Origin of the sequence: Novosphingobium organovorum (assembly GCF_022832435.1) — a bacterium.
GTDB lineage: Bacteria > Pseudomonadota > Alphaproteobacteria > Sphingomonadales > Sphingomonadaceae > Novosphingobium > Novosphingobium organovorum.
The window spans coordinates 35,229-54,683 of sequence record NZ_JALHLF010000008.1 but is presented as its reverse complement, the minus strand read 5'-3'; the positions used below and the strand labels follow the sequence as shown (position 1 = coordinate 54,683).

Here is a 19,455-nt window from a genome sequence, read left to right as displayed (position 1 = left end):
GATGATCGGTATGCGCCGACGCGGGATTGATCGCGCAGACGCGCTGGCCCATTTCAAGGGGCATGACACAGACCATGCCCGCCCTCTTCGTTGGTCACGGCTCGCCCATGACCATGATCTCCGACAATCCGGAACGCCGGTTCATGGCCGCGCTTGGCGCGCGCCTGCCCCGGCCCAAGGCCATCCTGGCGGTAACCGCGCATTGGGAAACGCAAGGTTCAACACGCATAACTGACGGTGAATTTCCCCGCACTATCCATGACTTCCGAGGGTTTCCTCAAGCGCTTTACGACATGCGCTACCCCGCTCCCAATGCCCCCGAACTGCAGGACCGGATCGAAGCGCTCGCCGGTGATCTCCCGCTGCGGCGCGACGCGACCTGGGGCTTCGACCATGGCGTCTGGGGCGTGCTGCTGCCGATGTTTCCCGCGGCCGACATTCCGGTCGTGGCGATGAGCGTCAACCATTCGCTCACCCCCGACCAGCACCTCGAACTCGCCGGACGGCTCGCCCCGCTGCGCCGTGAAGGGGTGATGATCGTGGGCAGCGGCAACGTGGTGCACAACCTGAGGCTCTACCACGCAAGCCGGGGCACCCGGCCGGACTGGGCCAGCGCCTTCCAGCAGCGCATCAACGCTGCCGTGCTGGCGGACGATCGGGCCGCGCTGACGCGCTTCAGCCCCGGCGACACGGCGGCGGCAAACGCGATCAATTCGGGCGAGCACTATCTTCCGCTGTTCTATGCGGTGGGCGCAAGGCTGCCCGAAGACCAGGCCGGGGTGTTCAACGACAGCATCGACGGCGCGCTGTCGATGACCTCCTATCTGCTCGGCGATACCCGCGTGCTCGCGGAGGCAACCGCCAGCCTCGCGGCCTGAGGTCTGTCGGCGTCAGCCGCCGTAGAGCAGGAGATCGGCGACTTCCGCGCTCCAGCTCGCTTCGTCGGCCCCGGCCAGCGCGTCGAGATCCTCAGGCGTCGCGGCGGGGTCGTCGACCCAGTTGCGCAGCGCTGGCCCGCCGTTGATGACGTCAATGGCGAGCCGCTCGAACTCGTATTCATAGGGAAAATCGCGCCAGATCGGGTAATCGGGGTAGAGCGTGCGGATCGCCTTGAACGCCAGCGCCTGAAGCCGCCAGGGCCGGAACGCGGTGTGGTCGTAGAACGCGCCTTCCGCGTGAACCATGATCGCGCTGCACAACTGGCCCTGGTGCTTGTGGAAGGTCGGCTCGAACCAGCACTCGCGCAAGGCGCAGCCCGCCAGCCACTGTGGCGCAAAGCGCTCCATTTCGGCAAGGACCGCCTTGGCGTCGATATCCGGCGCGCCGAACAGCACTTCGAGCGGGCGCGTCGTGCCGCGCCCTTCGGACAGCGTCGCGCCTTCGATCATCACCGTACCGGCATAGGCGCGCGCCATGTTGAGATTGGCCGCGTTGGGGCTTGGGTTGATCCAGATGCGTTCCTCGGGCCAGCCAAAGCCCGGCGCGCGCGAGGGCTGCCAGTCGTCCATCGCGATGACCTGATAATCGACCTCGAGCCCGAAGTGGCGCACGAACCAGTGCCCCATCTCGCCCAGCGTCAGGCCGTGGCGCATCGGCATGGGGCCTGCGCCCACGAAGCTTTCCTGCCCTTCGATCAGCCGCGTCCCTTCGACCGGCCGCCCGGCGGGGTTGGGACGGTCGAGCACCCACACGCTCTTGCCCTGTTCGGCGGCGGCTTCGAGGAGGTAAAGCAACGTGGTGGTGAAGGTGTAGATGCGGCAGCCCAGGTCCTGCAGGTCGAACAGGAACACGTCGGCGGTGTCCATCATCGCGGGGCTGGGGCGGCGCACTTCGCCGTAGAGACTGAACACGGGAATGCCGTAAACCGGATCGCGCTCGTCCGCGGTCTCGATCATGTTGTCCTGCTTGTCACCCTTGAGCCCGTGCTGCGGCCCGAAAGCCGACGTCACGTTGACCCCGGCCGCGATCAGCGCGTCGAGCGAATGGGTCAGGTCCGCCGTGACCGAGGCGGGATGCGCGATGAGAGCGACGCGCTTGCCCTCGAGCGGGCGGCGCAGGTCGGGGTCTGCCAGCAGGCGATCGATACCGAAGTTCATGGGCGCTGCGGTGCCGCAAGCGCCAGCGTGAAGCAAGCCGGATCGTGAAAGTCGGGCGCCGCACCGAAGTGTTCGAGCGCCCAGTAGCTGCGCTGTCCGTCCCTTTCCTCGATCACCGCGCTGACCCCGCAGAGCCAGGGCCATTCGGGCAGCCCCGCAAGCGGCACGCAGGCATCGAAGATCGCCATCGATTCGCCCACCCGCATCGTGCAGGTCGGCTCGTGCGGCATGGGCCGTTCGCACATGCCGACACGCCTCGCGGTAAAATCGTAGGCCGCCCAGCGTTCGGACGGGGAGAGATTGAACTCGCTGTAACCCTCACGCCCGTCGTGGCCGATGAACAGCTCGAAACAGGTGGTCTGCCACAGGTTGTCCGCCCGCCCCTTGCCCGCGAACGCGGGCACGACGAGTTCCTGCGCCCCGTCGATCCGCCAGCGCAGCCGCAACCCGTCGCCATCGGGCGTGATCCGCCCGCTCACCGCCTCGACCCGCCGCGCGGGCGAGGAGGAATGGCACGACAGCGTGAACGCGGTGGGCGCAAAGGCCATGGAAGCTCCTTCTCGTTACGCCCGTGGGTCTAGCCGTGGGACATCCGCGGGTCGAGAGGGCGCGAGACGCTTGTCTCCCTCCCAAGCTGTGCTAAGCGCACGCGCACTATGACTCAGTACACCTCTGACCTGCTTCGCCTGCTCGAAGAGCGCGGTTACATCCATCAGGTAACCGACGCTCACGCGCTTGATGCCCTTGCGTCCAGGCAGATCGTACCGGGTTATGTGGGCTTCGATGCCACCGCGCCCTCGCTCCACGTCGGCAATCTGGTCTCGATCATGCTGCTGCGCCGTCTTCAGCAGGCCGGGCACAAGCCGGTCGTCCTGATGGGCGGGGGCACCACCCGCATCGGCGATCCCACCGGCAAGGACGAAGTGCGCAAGATGCTCTCGGACGAGGCGATCGAAGGCAACATCGCCTCGATCCGCACCGCCTTCGAGCGTTTCCTGACTTTCGGCGACGGCCCGACCGACGCGGTCATGGTCAACAACCACGATTGGCTGGGCAAGATCGGCTACATCGAGATGCTCCAGAAGGTGGGCACGCACTTCACCGTCAACCGCATGTTGAGCTTCGATTCGGTCAAGCTGCGCCTCGAGCGCGAACAGCCGATGACCTTCCTCGAATTCAACTACATGATCCTGCAGGGCTACGACTTCCGTCACCTTTCGCTGGACCAGGGCGTGCGCCTGCAGATGGGCGGTTCGGACCAGTGGGGCAACATCGTCAACGGCGTCGAACTCGCGCGCCGGATGGACGGCACCGAGGTCTTCGGGCTTACCACGCCGCTCATCACCAAGGCCGACGGCACCAAGATGGGCAAGTCGGTCTCGGGCGCGGTGTGGCTCAACGAAGCCTCGCTCCCCTCGTACGATTACTGGCAGTTCTGGCGCAATTGCGACGACCGCGATGTCGGCAAGTTCCTGCGCCTGTTCACCGACCTGCCGCTCGACGAGATCGCGCGACTCGAAGCGCTCGAAGGCAGCGCCATCAACGACGCCAAGGTCGTGCTCGCCAACGAAGCAACCCGTCTTTGCCGCGGCGAGGAAGCGGCCCTTGCCGCACAGGCCACCGCCGCACAGACTTTCGCGGGCGGTGGGCTTGGGGAAGACCTGCCCTCCATCGAAGTCGGCGCGGACGGTATCCGCCTTGGCGCAGCCTGCACGGCGCTCGGCTTCACGGCCTCGAATGGCGAGGCAAAACGCAAGGTTACAGAAGGCGCGGTGCGTCTGGACGACGTGGTCATGACCGACCCCGCAGAGCTGCTCCAGGTCGCCCCCGGCACCACCGTAAAGCTCAGCGTGGGTAAGAAAAAGCATGGCGTTATCAAGGGTATATAACAGGAACTAACGCAAAATACCGACGAAAACCGGGCGTGGGGCCCGGCGGCCTTAACGCATTATTTGCCAATTTGCGGCAAAGCTCGCCTCTGACATCCACAAGCGGAAGGCTAGGCCCCATGAGCGCAGGAGCACAGCTCACTGTCACCGACAAGCGACGTGCGGCGCGTCACCCGGTCGACTACAACGTGATTGCCGAGCACCGGCAACTGGGTGACGTGCAACTGCACATCGTGAACATCTCGGCGCAGGGTTTCATGGCGCAAGGGGATGTCGCGCTCGAACGCGGTGAGCGCCTCGTGATGCGCCTGCCGGTGATCGGACGCATCGAATCGCACATGATCTGGGCGCACGAAGGCCGCGCAGGCTTCCAGTTCGAGCGGATCATCCGCATCGACGATTTCCTCAAGCTGGTCGACAACCTCCAGCCCAACCCGCGCCTTCGCCCGCGCCGTTAAGGCTCCGAACCTTAAATATCGCCCCGAAAGGGAACCGTTGAACCGCGCATGGCACCGGATATCCGGCTGACGCTCGATGCGCGCGCGGCACAAGTTTGCCTTCGCCGCGATAAAACACTGCATGGCTTGGCATTTCGCTGGCACGCTGCCATGCAGCATGGCGTGAACACGCCCGCTCCATCCCCCGCCCCGACATCGCCGCTGGCCATCGCCGACTATCGCAAGTTCTGGCTTGCCCGCTTCTGCACCACGCTCGCCTCGACCGGCATGGTGGTGATCATCGGCTACCAGCTCTACGACATCGCGCGCGACGAATACGGCATGACGATCGCGCAGGCTTCCTTCCAGCTCGGCCTCCTGGGCTTTGCGCAGTTCATTCCGGTGTTTTTCCTCACCCCGGTCGCGGGTGTCCTGGCGGACCGCATGGACCGGCGAAAGCTTGCCGGAAGCGCCGCCGTGCTGGACTGCCTCGTCGCGATCGGCCTTGCGGTGATCACCGCGCTCCATTTTCGCAACCTGCCAGTGCTTTACGGCTTTGCCGTCCTGCACGGCGTGGTGCGCGTATTCATCCGCCCGGCGATGGGCGCGATCGCCCCCAACATCGTGCCCCCCCAGCTCATTCCCAAGGCCATCGCACTCAATTCGATGGCCATGCAGATCGGGGTGATCGTCGGCCCGGCAGCGGCGGGCTACCTCTTTGCCTGGGACCGTCCGCTACCCTATTCGGTCTCGGCGCTGGCGCAGATCATCTCGGCCGTGGGTATTCTGGCGATCCGCACCCTGCCCCCGATGGCCGAGGATGCCCGCAAGGTGCATCCGGTGCGCCAGCTGATCGAGGGGTTTCATTTCATCTGGCACGAGCGTTTCCTGCTCGGCTCGATCACGCTGGACCTCTTCGCCGTGCTGCTTGGCGGCGCGACCGCGCTGATGCCCGTCTTCGCGCGCGATATTCTCCATGTCGGCCCGGAGGGGCTTGGCGCGATGCGTGCGGCCACCGCCGTGGGCGCCACCGTCGTCGCGCTGATGCTCTCGTGGCGGCCGCTGAGCAAGGAAGTCGGCGTGAAGATGCTGCTGTCGGTGGCGCTTTACGGCGCCGCGACGCTGGCCTTTGGCCTTTCGCGCAATTTCGCCTTCTCGCTTGGCGCGCTCGCGGTGCTGGGAGCCGCCGACATGATCTCGATGTTCGTGCGCGGCTCGCTCGTCCAGCTGCGCACGCCCGACGACAAGCGCGGGCGCGTCTCGGCGATCTCGGGGCTGGCGATCTCGGCCTCGAACGAACTGGGCGAAATGCAGTCGGGCGTTGCCGCTGCGTTCCTGGGCGCGACGGGCGCCGTTGTTTTCGGCGGCGCGGGCGCCATATTGATCACCGCGGTGTGGGCCGTGCTGTTTCCCGAGATCCGGCGCGCCCGCACCTTTGAGACACAAGAAACGACAAGAGAGGTTTCGACGTCATGAAGGCAGACAGCGTTCTTGCGACTATCGGCAACACCGCGCACATCCGTCTTTCGCGCCTGTTCCCCGATCACGAGGTCTGGGTAAAGTCCGAGCGGACCAATCCCGGCGGATCGATCAAGGACCGTATCGCGCTGGCCATGATCGAGGCCGCCGAGGCCGACGGCAGCCTGAAGCCCGGCGGCACGATCATCGAGCCAACCTCGGGCAACACCGGGATCGGGCTGGCCATGGTTGCCGCTGTAAAGGGCTACAAGCTGATCCTCGTCATGCCCGAATCGATGTCGATCGAGCGGCGGCGCCTGATGCTGGCCTATGGCGCGGCGTTCGATCTCACCCCGCGTGACAAGGGCATGAAGGGCGCGATTACCCGCGCTGCCGAACTGGTCGCGGCAACGCCCGGCGCCTGGATGCCACAGCAGTTCGACAACGCCGCCAATCCCGCCATCCACGCGCGCACCACGGCGCAGGAAATCCTCGCCGACTTCGCCGAAACTCCGATCGACGTGCTGATTTCGGGCGTTGGCACCGGCGGCCACCTCACCGGCTGCGCCGAGACGCTCAAGGCGCGCTGGAGCGGGATGAAGGCCTACGCGGTCGAACCGGAGCTTTCGCCGGTCATTTCGGGCGGCCAGCCCGGTCCGCACCCGATCCAGGGCATCGGTGCGGGCTTCATCCCCAGCAACCTGCACACCCAGGCGATCGATGGCGCGATCAAGGTCGATGGTGCGGCCGCCAAGGAAATGGCGCGCGCCTGCGCGCTCAAGGAAGGGTTGCTCGTTGGCATCAGTTCGGGCGCAACGCTCGCGGCGATCGCGCAGAAACTGCCCGACCTGGCTCCCGGCGCGCGCATCCTGGGCTTCAACTACGACACCGGCGAGCGCTATCTCTCGGTGCCCGATTTCCTGCCTGAATAACCTACACCCACTTTGGCGGAGGCTGCCTGACACGCCTCCGCCGCCGTACCCCCTCCCCAACAGCAACGGATGCTCCCCATGACGCTTGAAACCGTGGCCTATTCGCATGGCGACAAGGCCCTGACCGGCTGGCTTGCCCGCCCCGAAGGCACCCCGCGCGCCGCTGTCGTCGTGTTCCCGACGATCGCCAACATGATCCCGCTCATGGAAGAGCGCGCGCGCCGCCTCGCCGCCGAAGGCTATCTCGCGATGGTCGCGGACTTCTATGGCGAACCGGTCGAAAGTTTCGAAGCCTCGTTCCCTCTGGGCACCGCGCTGCGCAAGGACTGGGCGTTCTACCGCGCGCGTATCGCCGCTGCCCTTGCCGCGCTGCGCGCGCTCGCACCGGAATTGCCGATGCTGGCGATGGGCCACTGCATGGGCGGCCAGGCCGCGCTCGAAGCCGCGCGCATGGGTGAGGACGTCAAGGCCGTGGTCAGCTTCCACGGCACGCTCGACACGCAGGCCAAGGCCGAGGCGGGCGTTGTCACGGCGCGCATCCTGGTGTGCCACGGCGATGGCGACCCGCTCGTCCCGCACGAACAGGTACTGGCGTTCTGGGACGAGATGAACGCGGCGGGCACCGATTGGCACTTCCATGCCTACGGCCAGGTTCGCCACGGCTTCACCGATCCCGACAGCGACCACAAGACGCAGGAATTCCTTGCCTACAGCAAGAGCGCGGATCGGCAGAGCTGGGCCTCGATGCTCTCGTTCTTCGACGAAACGCTGGGCGCCTGATCGCCCGCGTGGCTTAGCTAACCCGCTCCTACTCCAAACGACGAAGCCCCCGCCACGCGAGCGACGCGTAGCGGGGGCTTCATGCGTTCAAAAGACGGGCTCAGCCCTCAATGCGAACCAACGCATCGCCTTCGAGCTTGCGGTAGAAGCAGCTGCGCGCGCCGGTGTGGCAGGCAGGGCCTTCCGGCTTGACGAAAAGCGTGAGCGCGTCCTGATCGCAGTCAACCCGGATCTCTTCCACGCGCAGGAAATGACCCGAGGTTTCGCCCTTGAGCCACAGTTTTCCGCGCGAACGCGAATGGAAATGGGCAAGGCCGGTCTCGCGCGTCCGGGCCAGCGCTTCCTCGTCCATGTAAGCGACCATCAGCACGTCCTTGCTCTGCGAATCGAGTGCGATCGCGATGAGCAGTCCCTGCTTGTCAAAGCGCGGCATAAATGCGCCACCGAGTTCCCTGTCGGCGTTGCAAGCGTCTCCCATTATCCGAAAATTCCTCCGAGTCGCGTGTCAGGACGCTGTTTGTTGCACGATAACAACAGCGGCTACCCAAAATCATCCCTCTCGCGCGAAATCTCTTTCCAATTTCGCCACGGTGACAGACAAAGGCAAGGCAGCTGGGGGGCTGCTTCTGACCCATAGGTCGCTGAATGACAAGCGCCACGGTTCAGGGAGACTTATCCGACACTTTCTGTGGCAGCAGGACGTGTCGCCTCGAGGGACGGACCAGTCAGCTTTGGGGAAAGCTGTTCTGCTTCGCAGGGTCCACTAGTTTCGTCACGAGGACGCCCGAAATGCGCTAGCGTTTCGGGCGTTTTCGATTCCGCCACAGGCTCTTGCGCTCACGCGTCTTCGTGCTCCGGCCTGCACGGGCTCCCGCGTTGGTTCGCCTCCGCCGCCTGATGCCCGACAATCATGACAGGGCTATTTCAGTTGGGCGCGTCTTCAAGCACACGGGCGAAGCACGCGATAACAACCACTTGCGCGCCCGCCCGTTTCAGCGCCGCAACACAGGCGGCGGCGGTCGCCCCGCTGGTGTAGACATCGTCCACCAGCACCACCCGCGCGCCCGCCAGGCGCGGCGCGCGGCGCGGATCGACACGGATCGCCCCGCTTAGCGCGCGCTTGCGCGCTGCCTTGCCCAGCCCACCGAGCGATCGGGTGGCCTTGTGGCGCACGAGGGCGTCCACCATCAGCTGCGCGCCCTTGTGCCGCGCAAGCGCGCGGGCGAGTTCGGCCGACTGGTTGTAGCCCCGCTTCCACAGGCGCCAGCGGTGCAAGGGCACGGGCACCAGGATCCACCCTTCGTCGACGAAACCAAGTTTGGCCAGCATCAGCCGCGCAAGCATCGGGGCCAGCATGATGCGGTTGCCGTGCTTGAAGGTCAGCACCAGCTTGCGCGAAATCGGGTTGTAGAGCGTGGCGGCCGCAATCCCGTCGTGTTGTGGGGGCTCGGCGAGGCACGGCGCGCAAATGGCACCAGGGGTCACCGTCTGCGCAAACGGTCGCCCGCAGGCGCCGCAGGCCGGCTCGCCCGGAAAGGCCAGCTCGCTCCAGCAATCGCTGCAAAGCCCCGCCTGTGACTGGATACCAGCCCCACACAGCGGACAGCGCGGTGGAAACATCAGATCGACGATCGGTGCGAGAGTGGCGGCGATGGACATCGCGGCCAAGGTTAGCTCCACGGCTTTTGCCGACAAGCGGTTGCAAGGAATTAATCGAGGGCGCAAGGGATCGCCATGGCCACATCCGCCCCACCCGCCCCGCCCCGTATCTTTTCCTCTGAACGTCGCCGCGCCGCGCGCCGTCGCCTTTACGCGCTGCAACGCCGCCCCGACGCCGCGCGCTATCTGATCGAGGACATGCACGAAGACGTCCTCGAACGCCTGGCGTTCCTGCGCTTCGAAGCGGCCAGGGTCCTGATCGTGGGCGACTATACCGGCGAACTAGGGCGAACCATGCGCGCGGCGGGCCGCGACGTCACCGAAATCGACCCGGCCGAGGGTTTCGACGAGGAGCAGCCCTACCCGTTCGAGGGGTTCGACCTCATCGTCAGCCTCGGCACGCTCGACACGGTCAACGACCTTCCCGGCGCGCTGATCCACATCCGCAGGGCACTGGCTGAAGGGGGCATGATGATCGCCAGCTTCGTCGCCTCAGGCAGCCTTCCCGTGCTGCGCGACGTGATGCTGGCGGCCGATGGCGAGCGCCCTGCCCCCCGCCTGCACCCGATGGTCGACGTGCGGGCCGGTGGACAGCTGCTTCAGCGCACCTTCTTCGCCGATCCGGTGATCGACCAGCGCTCGGTCAAAGTGGGCTTTCGCAGCCTGACCCGGCTGATCGGGGACTTGCGCGCGCAAGGGCTCTCGAACGTGCTGGCCGATCCCGGACCGCGCTTTGACAAAGCAGCCTTCCAACGCGCGTCGGCCGCCTTTGCCCATATGGGCGAAGACGGCCGAACGGTCGAAACCTTCGAAATCCTGACCCTGTCGGGTTGGAAAAAGTAACCTTCCAACCCGACAAGGCTTTGCGGGATCAGCCCAGCGCGGCCTGCGCTGCGGCCAGACGCGCGATCGGCACGCGGTAGGGCGAGGCGCTGACGTAGTCGAGCCCGACCTTCTCGCAAAACGCGATCGAAGCCGGATCACCGCCGTGCTCGCCGCAGATGCCCAGCTTCAGGTCGGGGCGCGTCGCACGGCCCCGCTCGGCGCCCAGCTCGACGAGCTGGCCCACGCCCTCGACATCGATGCTCACGAACGGATCGCGCGGATAGATGCCCTTCTCGACGTAGGGGCTGAGGAAGCGGCCGGCATCGTCACGGCTGACGCCCAGCGTGGTCTGCGTGAGGTCATTGGTACCGAACGAGAAGAAGCGCGCCTCATGCGCGATGTCGCCCGCCATGAGCGCGGCACGCGGCAGTTCGATCATCGTGCCGACCATGTAGTCGAGCGTACGACCCTTTTCCCCGAACACCTTGGCGGCCGTGACGTCGACGACCTTCTTGAGGATTTCCAGCTCCTTGCGCGTGGCGACGAGCGGGATCATCACTTCGGGGACCGGAGCATCGCCCGAGGCCGAAGCCACGTCGCAGGCCGCCTCGAAGATGGCGCGCGCCTGCATCTCGTAGATCTCGGGGAAGGTAATGCCAAGACGGCAGCCACGGTGGCCGAGCATCGGGTTGAGTTCGTGCAGCTCGCCCGCGCGGCGCTTGAGCGTATCAACGCCGATGCCGATGGCTTCGGAGAGTTCCGCGAACTCGGCATCGCCCTGCGGCAGGAATTCGTGCAGCGGCGGGTCGAGCAGGCGGATGGTAACCGGAAGACCGGCCATTTCCTCGAAGATGGCCTGGAAGTCGGCACGCTGTTCGGGCAGCAGCTTTTCCAGCGCCGCGCGGCGACCGGCCTCATCCTCGGCGAGGATCATCTGGCGCACGGCCGAAATGCGGGTGGCATCGAAGAACATGTGCTCGGTACGGCACAGGCCCACGCCCTCGGCACCGAACTGGCGCGCCATCTTGCAGTCGGCCGGGGTTTCGGCGTTGGCGCGCACCTTCATGCGGCGGTGCTTGTCGGCCCATTCCATCAGCGTGCCGAAGTCACCGGCCAGCTCGGGCTCGATCGTCGGGACTTCGCCCGCCATGATCTCGCCGGTCGCGCCGTCGAGCGTGATGACGTCGCCTTCCTTGAGCTCGCGGCTGCCGATGCGCAGGGTGCGGGTCTTCATGTCGATCGACACGCTCGACGCGCCCGACACACACGGACGGCCCATGCCGCGCGCGACGACCGCCGCGTGGCTGGTCATGCCACCGCGCGCGGTCAGGATGCCCTTGGCCGCGTGCATGCCGTGGATGTCCTCGGGCGAGGTTTCGACGCGTGCAAGGATGACCGCTTCGCCCAGTTCGCTGCGCTTTTCAGCGGTGTCCGCGTCAAGCACGATCTGGCCCGAGGCGGCGCCCGGCGAGGCCGGCAGGCCCTTGCCCAGAATGTCGCGCGGCGCGGTGGGATCGAGCGTGGGGTGGAGCAGCTGGTCGAGCGCCATAGGATCGACGCGCTTGATCGCGGTCGCCTCGTCGATCAGGCCTTCGCCCACCATGTCGACCGCCATCTTGAGCGCGGCCTTGGCGGTGCGCTTGCCCGAACGGGTCTGGAGCATCCACAGCTTGCCCTGCTGGACGGTGAATTCGATGTCCTGCATGTCGGCGTAGTGCTTTTCAAGCAGCTCGAACACCGCAGCCAGTTCGCCGTAGGCGGCGGGCATGGCTTCTTCCATCGAGGGTGCGGTGGCTCCCGAATTCTCGCGCGCGGCCTTGGTCAGGTACTGCGGGGTGCGGATGCCGGCGACGACGTCCTCGCCCTGCGCGTTGACGAGGTATTCGCCAAAGTAGGCCTTCTCGCCGGTCGCCGGGTCGCGGGTGAAGGCAACGCCGGTGGCCGAGGTTTCGCCCATGTTGCCAAAGACCATGGCCTGCACGTTGACCGCGGTGCCCCAGTCACCCGGAATGTCGTTGAGACGGCGATAGACCTTGGCGCGGTCCGAATCCCAGCTGTCGAACACGGCGCGGATCGCGCCCCAGAGCTGTTCGTGGACGTCCTGCGGGAACGGGCGGCCCAGTTCCTCGGCGACGATCGCCTTGTACTGGGTCACGATCGCGCGCCAGTTGTCCGCGCTCAGTTCGACGTCATTGAGGAAGCCGTTGTCTTCCTTGACGATTTCCAGTGCTTCCTCGAAGCGGCCATGGTCGAGACCAAGCACCACGTCCGAATACATCTGGATGAAGCGGCGGTAGGAGTCCCACGCAAAACGATCGTCGCCCGAAATCGTGGCGAGTCCCTCGACCGTTTCGTCGTTGAGCCCCAGGTTGAGCACGGTGTCCATCATGCCCGGCATCGAGACGCGCGCGCCCGAACGCACCGAGACGAGCAGCGGGTCGGCGTTGGCGCCGAAGCTCTTGCCCACCGTCTTCTCGATATGGGTCAGCGCCTGCGCCACGTCGGCGCGCAGCGCCTCCGAGAAATCACCGCCTTCGGCGAGGTACTTGACGCATTCTTCGGTCGTGATCGTAAAGCCCGGAGGGACGGGAAGACCAATTCCCGCCATCTCGGCCAGATTGGCGCCCTTACCACCGGTAATGATCTTGTCTTTGGCGCGTGGATCATCGTGCTTAACGCCACCACCGAACGTATAGACTTGCGTCGTCATTATCCTCTGACTTTCTTTTTACCTCTGGTCCTCCTCCAGACCAGAGTTGAAGTACCTAGCCCTCGATCCGCGAGAAGTCAGCCACTTTGTGCACCGCAGCACGGAATCGATCGAGCAGACCGAGACGATGCGTGCGCTTTGCGGGATCGGCGTCGTTCACCGTAACATCTTCAAAGAAGGCGTCGATCGGGGCGCGCAGCGAAGCCAGTGCGGCCATCGCTCCACCAAAGTCCTCGGCCGCGATGGCCTGGCTTGCCTGCGGCGCAGCAGCGTCGAGCGCGTCGATCAGGGCCTGTTCGGCCGGCTCGGGCGCGTAGGGCAGCGCGCCGCGCTGCGCGTAGATCGCGCGCATGTCGGGATCGTCGACATTTTCCATCGGGTCCTCGTCCCCGGTGCGGGCGATATCGCGGGCCACGAAACCTTCCTTCTTGAGGATGTTGTTGGCGCGCTTGTAGCCCGCCAGCAGGTTTGCGCCATCGTCCGTTTGGACAAAGGCCTGCAACGCGTGGACCCGCGCCAGCAGACGCACCAGATCGTCCTCACCGCCGAGCGCGAAGACCGCATCGATCAGGTCGTGGCGAACGCCCGCTTCCTTCTGCTGGACCTTGAGGCGATCGGCGAAGAAGTCGAGCAGGTCACCTTCAGCAACCCCGAAGCGCAGTCCGTTGTCGGTAATCAGGCGAATGACACCCAGCGCGGCACGGCGCAGCGCAAAGGGGTCCTTCGAGCCGGTCGGCTTTTCCTCGATGGCAAAGAAGCTGCGCAAGGTATCGAGCTTGTCCGCCAGCGCCACGGCCACCGAAACCGGCGCGGTCGGCACGTCGTCGCCCTGGCCCACCGGCTTGTAGTGATCGCGGATGGCATCGGCGACGGCATCGCCCAGCCCCTCGGCGCGGGCGTAGTAGCCGCCCATCAGGCCCTGAAGCTCGGGAAACTCGCCGACCATTTCGGTCACGAGATCGGCCTTGCACAGCTCGGCGGCCTGACGCGCAAGCGCGGGGTCGCAGCCAGGCACGATGCCCTCGGCGGCCAGCCATTCGGCCAGCTGCGCCACACGCTCGACCTTGTCGGCGAGGGTGCCCAGCTTTTCGTGAAAGGTGATCCGGCCCAGCTTTTCGGCCTGGACCGAAAGCTTCGTCTTGCGGTCCTGCTGCCAGAAGAAACGCGCGTCGGACAGGCGCGCGGCGAGCACCTTGCGGTTGCCCGCGACAATGCCCTCGCCCCCGTCGGTCGCGGCGATGTTCGCGGTGCACACGAAGGCGTCAGCCAGCTTGCCCTGCTTCTCGCACACGAAGTACTTCTGGTTGACGCGCGCGGTGAGCTGGATGGTCTCGGGCGGAACTTCGAGGAAATCCTCGTCAAAGCGGCCGAGCAGCGGCACGGGCCATTCGGTCAGCCCCGCGTTCTCGATCACCAGCCCCTCGTCCTCGACCAGCGTCAGGCCCGCGGCCTCGGCGGCCTCGGCGGCCTTGGCGCGGATGAGGTCCTGGCGCTCTTCGTGGTTGACCAGCACGAACGCGGCGCGCAGCGCCTCGACGTAGCTGTCGGCGCCCGTCAGCGTGATTTCATCCGGCGCGTGGAAGCGGTGACCTTTGGTAACCGCGCCCGAAACGATGCCGCCCACTTCGCATTCGACCACTTCGCCGCCCAGCAGCGCCACGATGGCCGAGAGCGGACGCACCCAGCGCAGGCTTTCCGGGCTCAGCGACGCGGCGCCCCAGCGCTGCGACTTGGGCCAGGGGAAGGCGCGCACGATGGCGGGGATCGCCTCGGCAAGCACGTCCTTGACCGCACGGCCCGGCTTTTCGACGACCGCGAAGTAGGTCGGCTTGCCCTTGAGGTCGCGCACTGCGAGCTGATCCTTGCTCAGCCCGGTCTTGCGCAGGAAACCTTCGAGCGCCTGTTCGGGCGCGCTGATGGCCGGGCCCTTGGTTTCCTCGTGGACGGCCTGCGTCTCGAGCGGCAGATCGCGGGCGATCAGCGCAAGGCGGCGCGGGGTCGAATAGACGGTGATCGCGCCGGGCGTAACGCCAGCGGCGGCCAGTTCCTTGCGAAACAGCTTTTCCAGATCGGCGCGCGCGCCGGCCTGCATGCGGGCGGGGATTTCCTCGGAGCGCAGTTCGAGCAGAAAATCGGTCATCTTACGCACTCCACCCCGGAAAATCGCGTTCCCAGCGCTCCGCATTGACATCGATGTACGACTGGCACGCCCCCTTCGCGAGATCGCGCACGCGCGCCATGTAGCTGGCGCGTTCCTGCACCGAGATCACGCCGCGCGCCTGGAGCAGGTTGAACAGATGGCTGGCCTCGATCGCCTGATCGTAGGCGGCGAGCGGAATCTTCGCCTCGATGCAGCGCCGGTTCTCTTCCTCGGCGGCCTTGAACCCGGCGAAAAGCGCATCGGTGTCGGCAATCTCGAAGTTGTACTTCGACTGCTGCTGTTCGTTGGCAAGGAAGACGTCGCCGTAGGTCACGCCCTCGTTGTTGAACTTGAGATCGTAAACCCAGTCGACACCCTGGATATACATCGCGAGGCGTTCCAGGCCATACGTCAGCTCGCCGGTAACCGGCTTGCAGTCAAACCCGCCGACCTGCTGGAAGTAGGTGAACTGGGTGACTTCCATGCCATCGCACCACACTTCCCAGCCCAGCCCCCAGGCGCCCAGCGTCGGGCTTTCCCAGTCATCCTCGACGAAGCGGATATCGTGCGCGAGCGGGTCGATCCCGATCTCGGCGAGGCTGGCGAGATAGAGTTCCTGAAGGTTTTCCGGGTTGGGCTTAAGCACCACCTGATACTGGTAATAGTGCTGGAGACGGTTCGGATTTTCGCCATAACGCCCGTCGGTCGGACGGCGCGAAGGCTGCACATAGGCCGCTTTCCAGGGCTCCGGACCGAGCGAGCGCAAGGTCGTCGCGGGGTGGAAGGTCCCCGCGCCCACGCGCATGTCGTAGGGCTGGAGGATCAGGCAACCCTGCTTGCTCCAGTAATTATGGAGCGTGAGGATCATGTCCTGAAAGCTGAGCGGCTCTTTGGCGGCGTTCGGCATGGGGTTTCCGTGTTGTTCGTCCGGTGTCGAATGTGACGGCTCGCCTTTGGCGGATGCGCGGGGGCAAATCAACCGCGCAAAGGGCTCACAAAGCGCATTCTTGACTTGTCACACCCCCGCCTCAGCCCCCATTCAGCCCCGGCCCGCAAAGAGCGAGTCCTCCGCGCTCACCCTTGCCGGCTACGCAGCGACACGTACCAAGGCCTTCCATCCATGCACCCCTTCCTGTTTCGAGTGACCCGCGCCACCACTCTCGCGCTCGCCCTGCTGGCGAGCCCGACGCTTGCGCAGGCGCCCGCCGGACCCGCCCGGCCAGATACCGCCGCCAGCAACCCCGAGCGGGTCCATCCCGCGCTCTGGAAGGTCTCGGACAAGGACACCACCATCTGGCTGTTCGGGACCATCCACGTTCTGCCCAAGCCGGTCGACTGGTTCAACGGACCCGTCGCAAAGGCTCTGAAGAGTTCGCGCACCCTCGTCACCGAGGTGCCCATGGACGACAATAAGGCTGCGCAGAGCGCCATGCTGGAAAAGGCCTCGCGCACCGATGGGCGGGCCTTGCGCGACACACTATCCCCCGAGAACCGCGCTGCTTACGAGGCCGCAATGACCAAGCTTGGCCTTGCGCCCGCTGCGTTCGACGGCAACGACGCCTGGTTTGCCGCGCTGATGCTCTCGCTCATCCCGCTCCAGATGCAAGGTTACGACCTGTCGAACGGGATCGACAAGCAGATCACCGACAAGGCCCGCGCACTCGGACTGACCAACGCAGCGCTTGAAACCGCCGACTACCAGATCGGCCTGTTCGAGGACCTGCCGGTCGCGACCCAGGACGCCTACCTTGCCGATGTGGTAGAGGCCCTGCCCACGCTCGATGGCGACATCGCCGCGATGGTCGATGCCTGGAAGCAGGGCAAGGCCAAGGATCTCGCCGAAATCCTCAATCAGCAGGAGAACGACCCGCTGATCCGCGAGACGCTGTTGACCGCGCGCAACCAGCACTGGGCCCGCTGGATCGAGGCCCGCCTGAAGCAGCCAGGCACCGTGTTCATGGCCGTGGGCGCCGGGCACCTCGCCGGACAGGACAGCGTGCAGGCGCTTCTGGCCAAGGACGGCGTGCGCGCCGTTCGGGTGCAGTAGGGCGCGCGCCGCCTTTTTCCGGCCATGACCATTCGCAACCTCCTTCTTGCCGTGCTGGGCACCGCGCTGGCGCTGGCGGCAGGACTGCTGGGCTACCGGCTCGTCACCGGACTCGAGCCGCTGCCCGCGACCCCCGCCCTGTGGCGGATCTCCGACGCACAAGGGCACGAGGGTTGGCTGCTGGGCACCATCCATTCGGCCCCTGCCCCGCTCGCCTGGCATTCGCCCAAACTCGACGCCGCCTTTGCCAAGGCCGGCACAGTGCTCGTCGAAGTCGCCAATCTGCGCGACGATGCGGCTCTCAGCGCCACTTTCGCCCGGCTCGCCCGCACCTCCGGGCAGCCGCCACTCAGCCAGCGCGTGCCCGCCCGCGATCGCCCCGCGCTCGCCGCACTGCTCGCCCGCGAGGGTTTTTCCGACAACCAGTTTGGCGAAACGCAGACCTGGGCCGCCGCGCTTACGCTCGCCAACGCGGCCAGCGCCGACGACAACGCCGCGAACGGCGTGGACCGCGCGGTGCTCGCCGCCGCGCCGCCGCGCCCGGTGGTCGAGCTCGAAGGCGCCGAAAAGCAACTCAGCCTGTTCGCCGCGCTGCCCGAGCGCGAGCAGCGCGATTTGCTCAGCGCCATCGTCCACGAAGCGCAGGCGCTCTCCGACACCGACCTGACGCAGGCCTGGCGCAAGGGCGATGTCGCCGCGATCGCGGCCCAGACGCACACCGGCTTGCTCGCCGACCCCGAACTGCGCGCGGCGCTCTACACCGGGCGCAACCGCGCCTGGGCACCCCGGATCGCCTCAGCCGTCCACGCTGGCCAGCGCCCCTTCGTGGCGGTCGGCGCGGCGCACATGGTCGGGTCCGACGGTCTCGTCGCGCTGCTGCGCGCGCAAGGGTTCGCGGTGCGGCGGGTCCAGTAGCGCGAAGCGCCACGTCCAATGGCATTCCAGGTGGCATGTCGGGCGGCATTCACGCTTGCATTCGGGGGCGTTTGCGCATATGGGGCCGCTCTTCCGTCATGGTCATCCCTGGAGGCGTGACGGACCGGACGGGTCGGTGGTCGACCCGGTTTTTTCCGGATTTCAATCCAGTTTTCGAAAGGCAAGTACCATGAGCGATACGCTTAACCTGCCGGCCGAGGCGCGTGATCGGGCAGGCAAGGGAGCCTCCCGTGCCCTGCGTCGCGAAGGTCGTGTCCCCGCCGTCATCTATGGCAACAACGAAGAGCCCGTCTCGATCCACGTCGAGGCCAAGGAACTTTCGCGCCAGCTCGGCACCGGTCACTTCTTCAACTCGATCGTCGAGATCGAGATCGACGGCAAGACGGTTCGCACGCTCCCCAAGGACGTTGCCTTCCACCCCGTCAACGATCGTCCGCTGCACGCCGACTTCCTGCGTCTGTCGAAGAACGCGACCGTGCACGTCAACGTGCCCGTCGTCTTCGCCAACGAAGAAGCTTCGCCGGGCCTCAAGCGCGGCGGTGTGCTCAACATCGTGCGCCACGAGCTCGAGCTGGTCTGCGCCGCTGACCTGATCCCCGACGAAGTCGTGATCGACGTCACCGGCTTCGACGTGGGCGAATCGATCCACGCCAGCCACGTCACGCTGCCCGCCGGTTCGGCCCAGGCGATCACCGACCGCGACTTCACCATCGCGACGATCGCGGCTCCCTCGGCGCTGAAGAGCGAAGAAGGCGACAACAGCAAGGCCGAAGCCAAAGCCGAATAAGCTTCGCCGGCTGGAATTGAGGCCCTTCCCGCCCCGATTTTCGGCGCGCGGGAAGGGCCTTTTTCGTTTGCCTCGCGGCCGCCGCCTTTCGAGACGCCGCGACACGAACGATCAGGGCAAGAAGGACAGGCGATGGCAACGCAACTGTGGGTGGGCCTGGGCAACCCCGGACCGCAATACGCGCTTCAGCGGCACAACGTGGGCTTCATGGCGCTCGACACACTGGCCGACGTGCACGGCTTTGGCGCGGTGCAAAAGAAGTTTCAGGGCTGGCTGCAGGAAGGCCGGATCGGCCGCGACAAGGTGCTCCTGCTCAAGCCCGCGACCTTCATGAACGAAAGCGGCCGCTCGGTGAGCGAGGCGATGCGCTTCTACAAGCTCGAACCCGACGCGCTGACCGTGTTCCACGACGAGCTCGACCTGGCCCCGTTCAAGGTCAAGGTGAAACGCGGCGGCGGCCACGCCGGCCACAACGGCCTGCGCTCGATCGGCCAGCACCTGGGGCCAGACTACCGCCGAATTCGGCTGGGCATCGGCCATCCGGGGCACAAGGACCGGGTGACCGGCTACGTGCTGGGCAATTTCGCCAAGGCCGAAATGGACCCGCTGGCCGACATGCTTGGCGCGCTGGCGGCCGAGGCTGGATGGCTGGCCGAAGGCAACGACGCGCGCTTCATGAGTGAAATCGCACTGCGCCAGCAGGGCTGACCGACCCATCGGCCACCCTCCCCTTGCGCCCCCTCGTTAGTTCAGGTTAAC

At 66.0% G+C, this 19,455-nt stretch carries 18 protein-coding genes; 11 read left to right on the top strand and 7 right to left on the bottom strand.

What is annotated here, in order from left to right; all coding sequences use genetic code 11:
* The first annotated feature begins 62 nt into the window (after positions 1-62).
* Positions 63-878 carry a 4,5-DOPA-extradiol-dioxygenase gene (gene ygiD / locus MTR62_RS04025; RefSeq protein WP_327194376.1) on the top strand — a complete coding sequence of 272 codons (816 nt, stop codon included), beginning with the start codon at positions 63-65 and terminating at the stop codon, positions 876-878.
* A gap of 12 nt (positions 879-890) precedes the next feature.
* Here the strand turns inward: ygiD and MTR62_RS04020 are convergent, their stop codons facing one another.
* Positions 891-2,096, bottom strand: coding sequence for an exo-beta-N-acetylmuramidase NamZ family protein (locus tag MTR62_RS04020; protein ID WP_244017195.1), 1,206 nt, complete (start codon positions 2,094-2,096; stop codon positions 891-893).
* Positions 2,093-2,644 carry a DOMON-like domain-containing protein gene (locus MTR62_RS04015; protein WP_244017193.1) on the bottom strand — a complete coding sequence of 184 codons (552 nt, stop codon included), beginning with the start codon at positions 2,642-2,644 and terminating at the stop codon, positions 2,093-2,095. The genes MTR62_RS04020 and MTR62_RS04015 overlap by 4 nt, the downstream gene beginning before the upstream one ends.
* A gap of 108 nt (positions 2,645-2,752) precedes the next feature.
* On the opposite strand from MTR62_RS04015, the gene tyrS reads away from it, so the two are divergent.
* The 5 genes from tyrS to MTR62_RS03990 all read left to right on the top strand — a co-directional run bounded on the left by tyrS (position 2,753) and on the right by MTR62_RS03990 (position 7,592).
* Positions 2,753-3,985 carry a tyrosine--tRNA ligase gene (gene tyrS, locus MTR62_RS04010; RefSeq protein WP_244017191.1) on the top strand — a complete coding sequence of 411 codons (1,233 nt, stop codon included), beginning with the start codon at positions 2,753-2,755 and terminating at the stop codon, positions 3,983-3,985.
* A gap of 119 nt (positions 3,986-4,104) precedes the next feature.
* The gene (locus MTR62_RS04005; RefSeq protein ID WP_244017189.1) at positions 4,105-4,443 is read left to right on the top strand and encodes a PilZ domain-containing protein; all 339 of its coding nucleotides are present in this window, start codon (positions 4,105-4,107) and stop codon (positions 4,441-4,443) included.
* A 150-nt stretch (positions 4,444-4,593) separates the two neighbouring features.
* Complete coding sequence (locus tag MTR62_RS04000) at positions 4,594-5,898, top strand: MFS transporter (RefSeq protein WP_244017187.1); 1,305 nt, start codon at positions 4,594-4,596, stop codon at positions 5,896-5,898.
* Entirely contained in the window at positions 5,895-6,812 is a 918-nt protein-coding gene (gene cysK / locus MTR62_RS03995) for a cysteine synthase A (RefSeq protein WP_244017185.1), read from the top strand. Before MTR62_RS04000 ends, cysK begins: the two co-directional genes overlap by 4 nt.
* 78 nt (positions 6,813-6,890) lie before the next feature.
* The gene (locus tag MTR62_RS03990; RefSeq protein WP_244017183.1) at positions 6,891-7,592 is read left to right on the top strand and encodes a dienelactone hydrolase family protein; all 702 of its coding nucleotides are present in this window, start codon (positions 6,891-6,893) and stop codon (positions 7,590-7,592) included.
* Positions 7,593-7,692: 100 nt separating this feature from the next.
* Here MTR62_RS03990 and hisI read toward each other — a convergent pair whose 3' ends face one another.
* Together hisI and MTR62_RS03980 are read right to left on the bottom strand one after the other, a co-directional pair.
* Positions 7,693-8,070 carry a phosphoribosyl-AMP cyclohydrolase gene (gene hisI, locus MTR62_RS03985; protein ID WP_407672600.1) on the bottom strand — a complete coding sequence of 126 codons (378 nt, stop codon included), beginning with the start codon at positions 8,068-8,070 and terminating at the stop codon, positions 7,693-7,695.
* 446 nt (positions 8,071-8,516) lie between these two features.
* Positions 8,517-9,251, bottom strand: a complete 735-nt coding sequence (locus MTR62_RS03980; protein WP_244017268.1) for a ComF family protein — start codon at positions 9,249-9,251, stop codon at positions 8,517-8,519.
* A gap of 75 nt (positions 9,252-9,326) precedes the next feature.
* Between MTR62_RS03980 and MTR62_RS03975 the strand changes: the two genes are divergently transcribed.
* The gene (locus MTR62_RS03975; RefSeq protein WP_244017178.1) at positions 9,327-10,094 is read left to right on the top strand and encodes a class I SAM-dependent methyltransferase; all 768 of its coding nucleotides are present in this window, start codon (positions 9,327-9,329) and stop codon (positions 10,092-10,094) included.
* Positions 10,095-10,122: 28 nt separating this feature from the next.
* On the opposite strand, the gene ppdK is transcribed toward MTR62_RS03975, so the two are convergent.
* Genes ppdK through MTR62_RS03960 form a run of 3 tightly spaced genes read right to left on the bottom strand, consistent with a single transcriptional unit; the run spans position 10,123 to position 15,833 of the window.
* Positions 10,123-12,786, bottom strand: a complete 2,664-nt coding sequence (gene ppdK, locus MTR62_RS03970) for a pyruvate, phosphate dikinase (protein WP_244017176.1) — start codon at positions 12,784-12,786, stop codon at positions 10,123-10,125.
* Positions 12,787-12,841: 55 nt separating this feature from the next.
* Positions 12,842-14,926, bottom strand: coding sequence for a glycine--tRNA ligase subunit beta (glyS, locus tag MTR62_RS03965; RefSeq protein ID WP_244017174.1), 2,085 nt, complete (start codon positions 14,924-14,926; stop codon positions 12,842-12,844).
* Between the two features lies 1 nt (position 14,927).
* The gene (locus tag MTR62_RS03960; RefSeq protein ID WP_244017172.1) at positions 14,928-15,833 is read right to left on the bottom strand and encodes a glycine--tRNA ligase subunit alpha; all 906 of its coding nucleotides are present in this window, start codon (positions 15,831-15,833) and stop codon (positions 14,928-14,930) included.
* A 213-nt stretch (positions 15,834-16,046) separates the two neighbouring features.
* On the opposite strand from MTR62_RS03960, the gene MTR62_RS03955 reads away from it, so the two are divergent.
* From MTR62_RS03955 to pth, 4 genes are all read left to right on the top strand, one after another.
* The gene (locus MTR62_RS03955; RefSeq protein WP_244017170.1) at positions 16,047-16,973 is read left to right on the top strand and encodes a TraB/GumN family protein; all 927 of its coding nucleotides are present in this window, start codon (positions 16,047-16,049) and stop codon (positions 16,971-16,973) included.
* 24 nt (positions 16,974-16,997) lie between these two features.
* Positions 16,998-17,888, top strand: a complete 891-nt coding sequence (locus MTR62_RS03950) for a TraB/GumN family protein (RefSeq protein ID WP_244017168.1) — start codon at positions 16,998-17,000, stop codon at positions 17,886-17,888.
* Between the two features lie 190 nt (positions 17,889-18,078).
* Positions 18,079-18,696, top strand: a complete 618-nt coding sequence (locus MTR62_RS03945) for a 50S ribosomal protein L25/general stress protein Ctc (protein WP_244017166.1) — start codon at positions 18,079-18,081, stop codon at positions 18,694-18,696.
* 132 nt (positions 18,697-18,828) lie between these two features.
* Positions 18,829-19,404 carry an aminoacyl-tRNA hydrolase gene (gene pth, locus MTR62_RS03940; RefSeq protein WP_244017163.1) on the top strand — a complete coding sequence of 192 codons (576 nt, stop codon included), beginning with the start codon at positions 18,829-18,831 and terminating at the stop codon, positions 19,402-19,404.
* The last annotated feature ends 51 nt before the right edge of the window (positions 19,405-19,455 follow it).

What these genes read in the sequence shown, in the direction of transcription:
- hisI (WP_407672600.1), bottom strand. Translation starts at nt 8,070, where the DNA reads ATGGGAGACGCTTGCAACGCCGACAGGGAACTCGGTGGCGCATTTATG.
- MTR62_RS03990 (WP_244017183.1), top strand. Translation starts at nt 6,891, where the DNA reads ATGACGCTTGAAACCGTGGCCTATTCGCATGGCGACAAGGCCCTGACC.
- MTR62_RS03975 (WP_244017178.1), top strand. Translation starts at nt 9,327, where the DNA reads ATGGCCACATCCGCCCCACCCGCCCCGCCCCGTATCTTTTCCTCTGAA.
- MTR62_RS03960 (WP_244017172.1), bottom strand. Translation starts at nt 15,833, where the DNA reads ATGCCGAACGCCGCCAAAGAGCCGCTCAGCTTTCAGGACATGATCCTC.
- MTR62_RS03980 (WP_244017268.1), bottom strand. Translation starts at nt 9,251, where the DNA reads ATGTCCATCGCCGCCACTCTCGCACCGATCGTCGATCTGATGTTTCCA.
- cysK (WP_244017185.1), top strand. Translation starts at nt 5,895, where the DNA reads ATGAAGGCAGACAGCGTTCTTGCGACTATCGGCAACACCGCGCACATC.
- MTR62_RS04005 (WP_244017189.1), top strand. Translation starts at nt 4,105, where the DNA reads ATGAGCGCAGGAGCACAGCTCACTGTCACCGACAAGCGACGTGCGGCG.
- ppdK (WP_244017176.1), bottom strand. Translation starts at nt 12,786, where the DNA reads ATGACGACGCAAGTCTATACGTTCGGTGGTGGCGTTAAGCACGATGAT.
- MTR62_RS03950 (WP_244017168.1), top strand. Translation starts at nt 16,998, where the DNA reads ATGACCATTCGCAACCTCCTTCTTGCCGTGCTGGGCACCGCGCTGGCG.
- pth (WP_244017163.1), top strand. Translation starts at nt 18,829, where the DNA reads ATGGCAACGCAACTGTGGGTGGGCCTGGGCAACCCCGGACCGCAATAC.
- MTR62_RS03955 (WP_244017170.1), top strand. Translation starts at nt 16,047, where the DNA reads ATGCACCCCTTCCTGTTTCGAGTGACCCGCGCCACCACTCTCGCGCTC.
- MTR62_RS04020 (WP_244017195.1), bottom strand. Translation starts at nt 2,096, where the DNA reads ATGAACTTCGGTATCGATCGCCTGCTGGCAGACCCCGACCTGCGCCGC.
- ygiD (WP_327194376.1), top strand. Translation starts at nt 63, where the DNA reads ATGACACAGACCATGCCCGCCCTCTTCGTTGGTCACGGCTCGCCCATG.
- MTR62_RS03945 (WP_244017166.1), top strand. Translation starts at nt 18,079, where the DNA reads ATGAGCGATACGCTTAACCTGCCGGCCGAGGCGCGTGATCGGGCAGGC.
- glyS (WP_244017174.1), bottom strand. Translation starts at nt 14,926, where the DNA reads ATGACCGATTTTCTGCTCGAACTGCGCTCCGAGGAAATCCCCGCCCGC.
- MTR62_RS04000 (WP_244017187.1), top strand. Translation starts at nt 4,594, where the DNA reads ATGCAGCATGGCGTGAACACGCCCGCTCCATCCCCCGCCCCGACATCG.
- MTR62_RS04015 (WP_244017193.1), bottom strand. Translation starts at nt 2,644, where the DNA reads ATGGCCTTTGCGCCCACCGCGTTCACGCTGTCGTGCCATTCCTCCTCG.
- tyrS (WP_244017191.1), top strand. Translation starts at nt 2,753, where the DNA reads ATGACTCAGTACACCTCTGACCTGCTTCGCCTGCTCGAAGAGCGCGGT.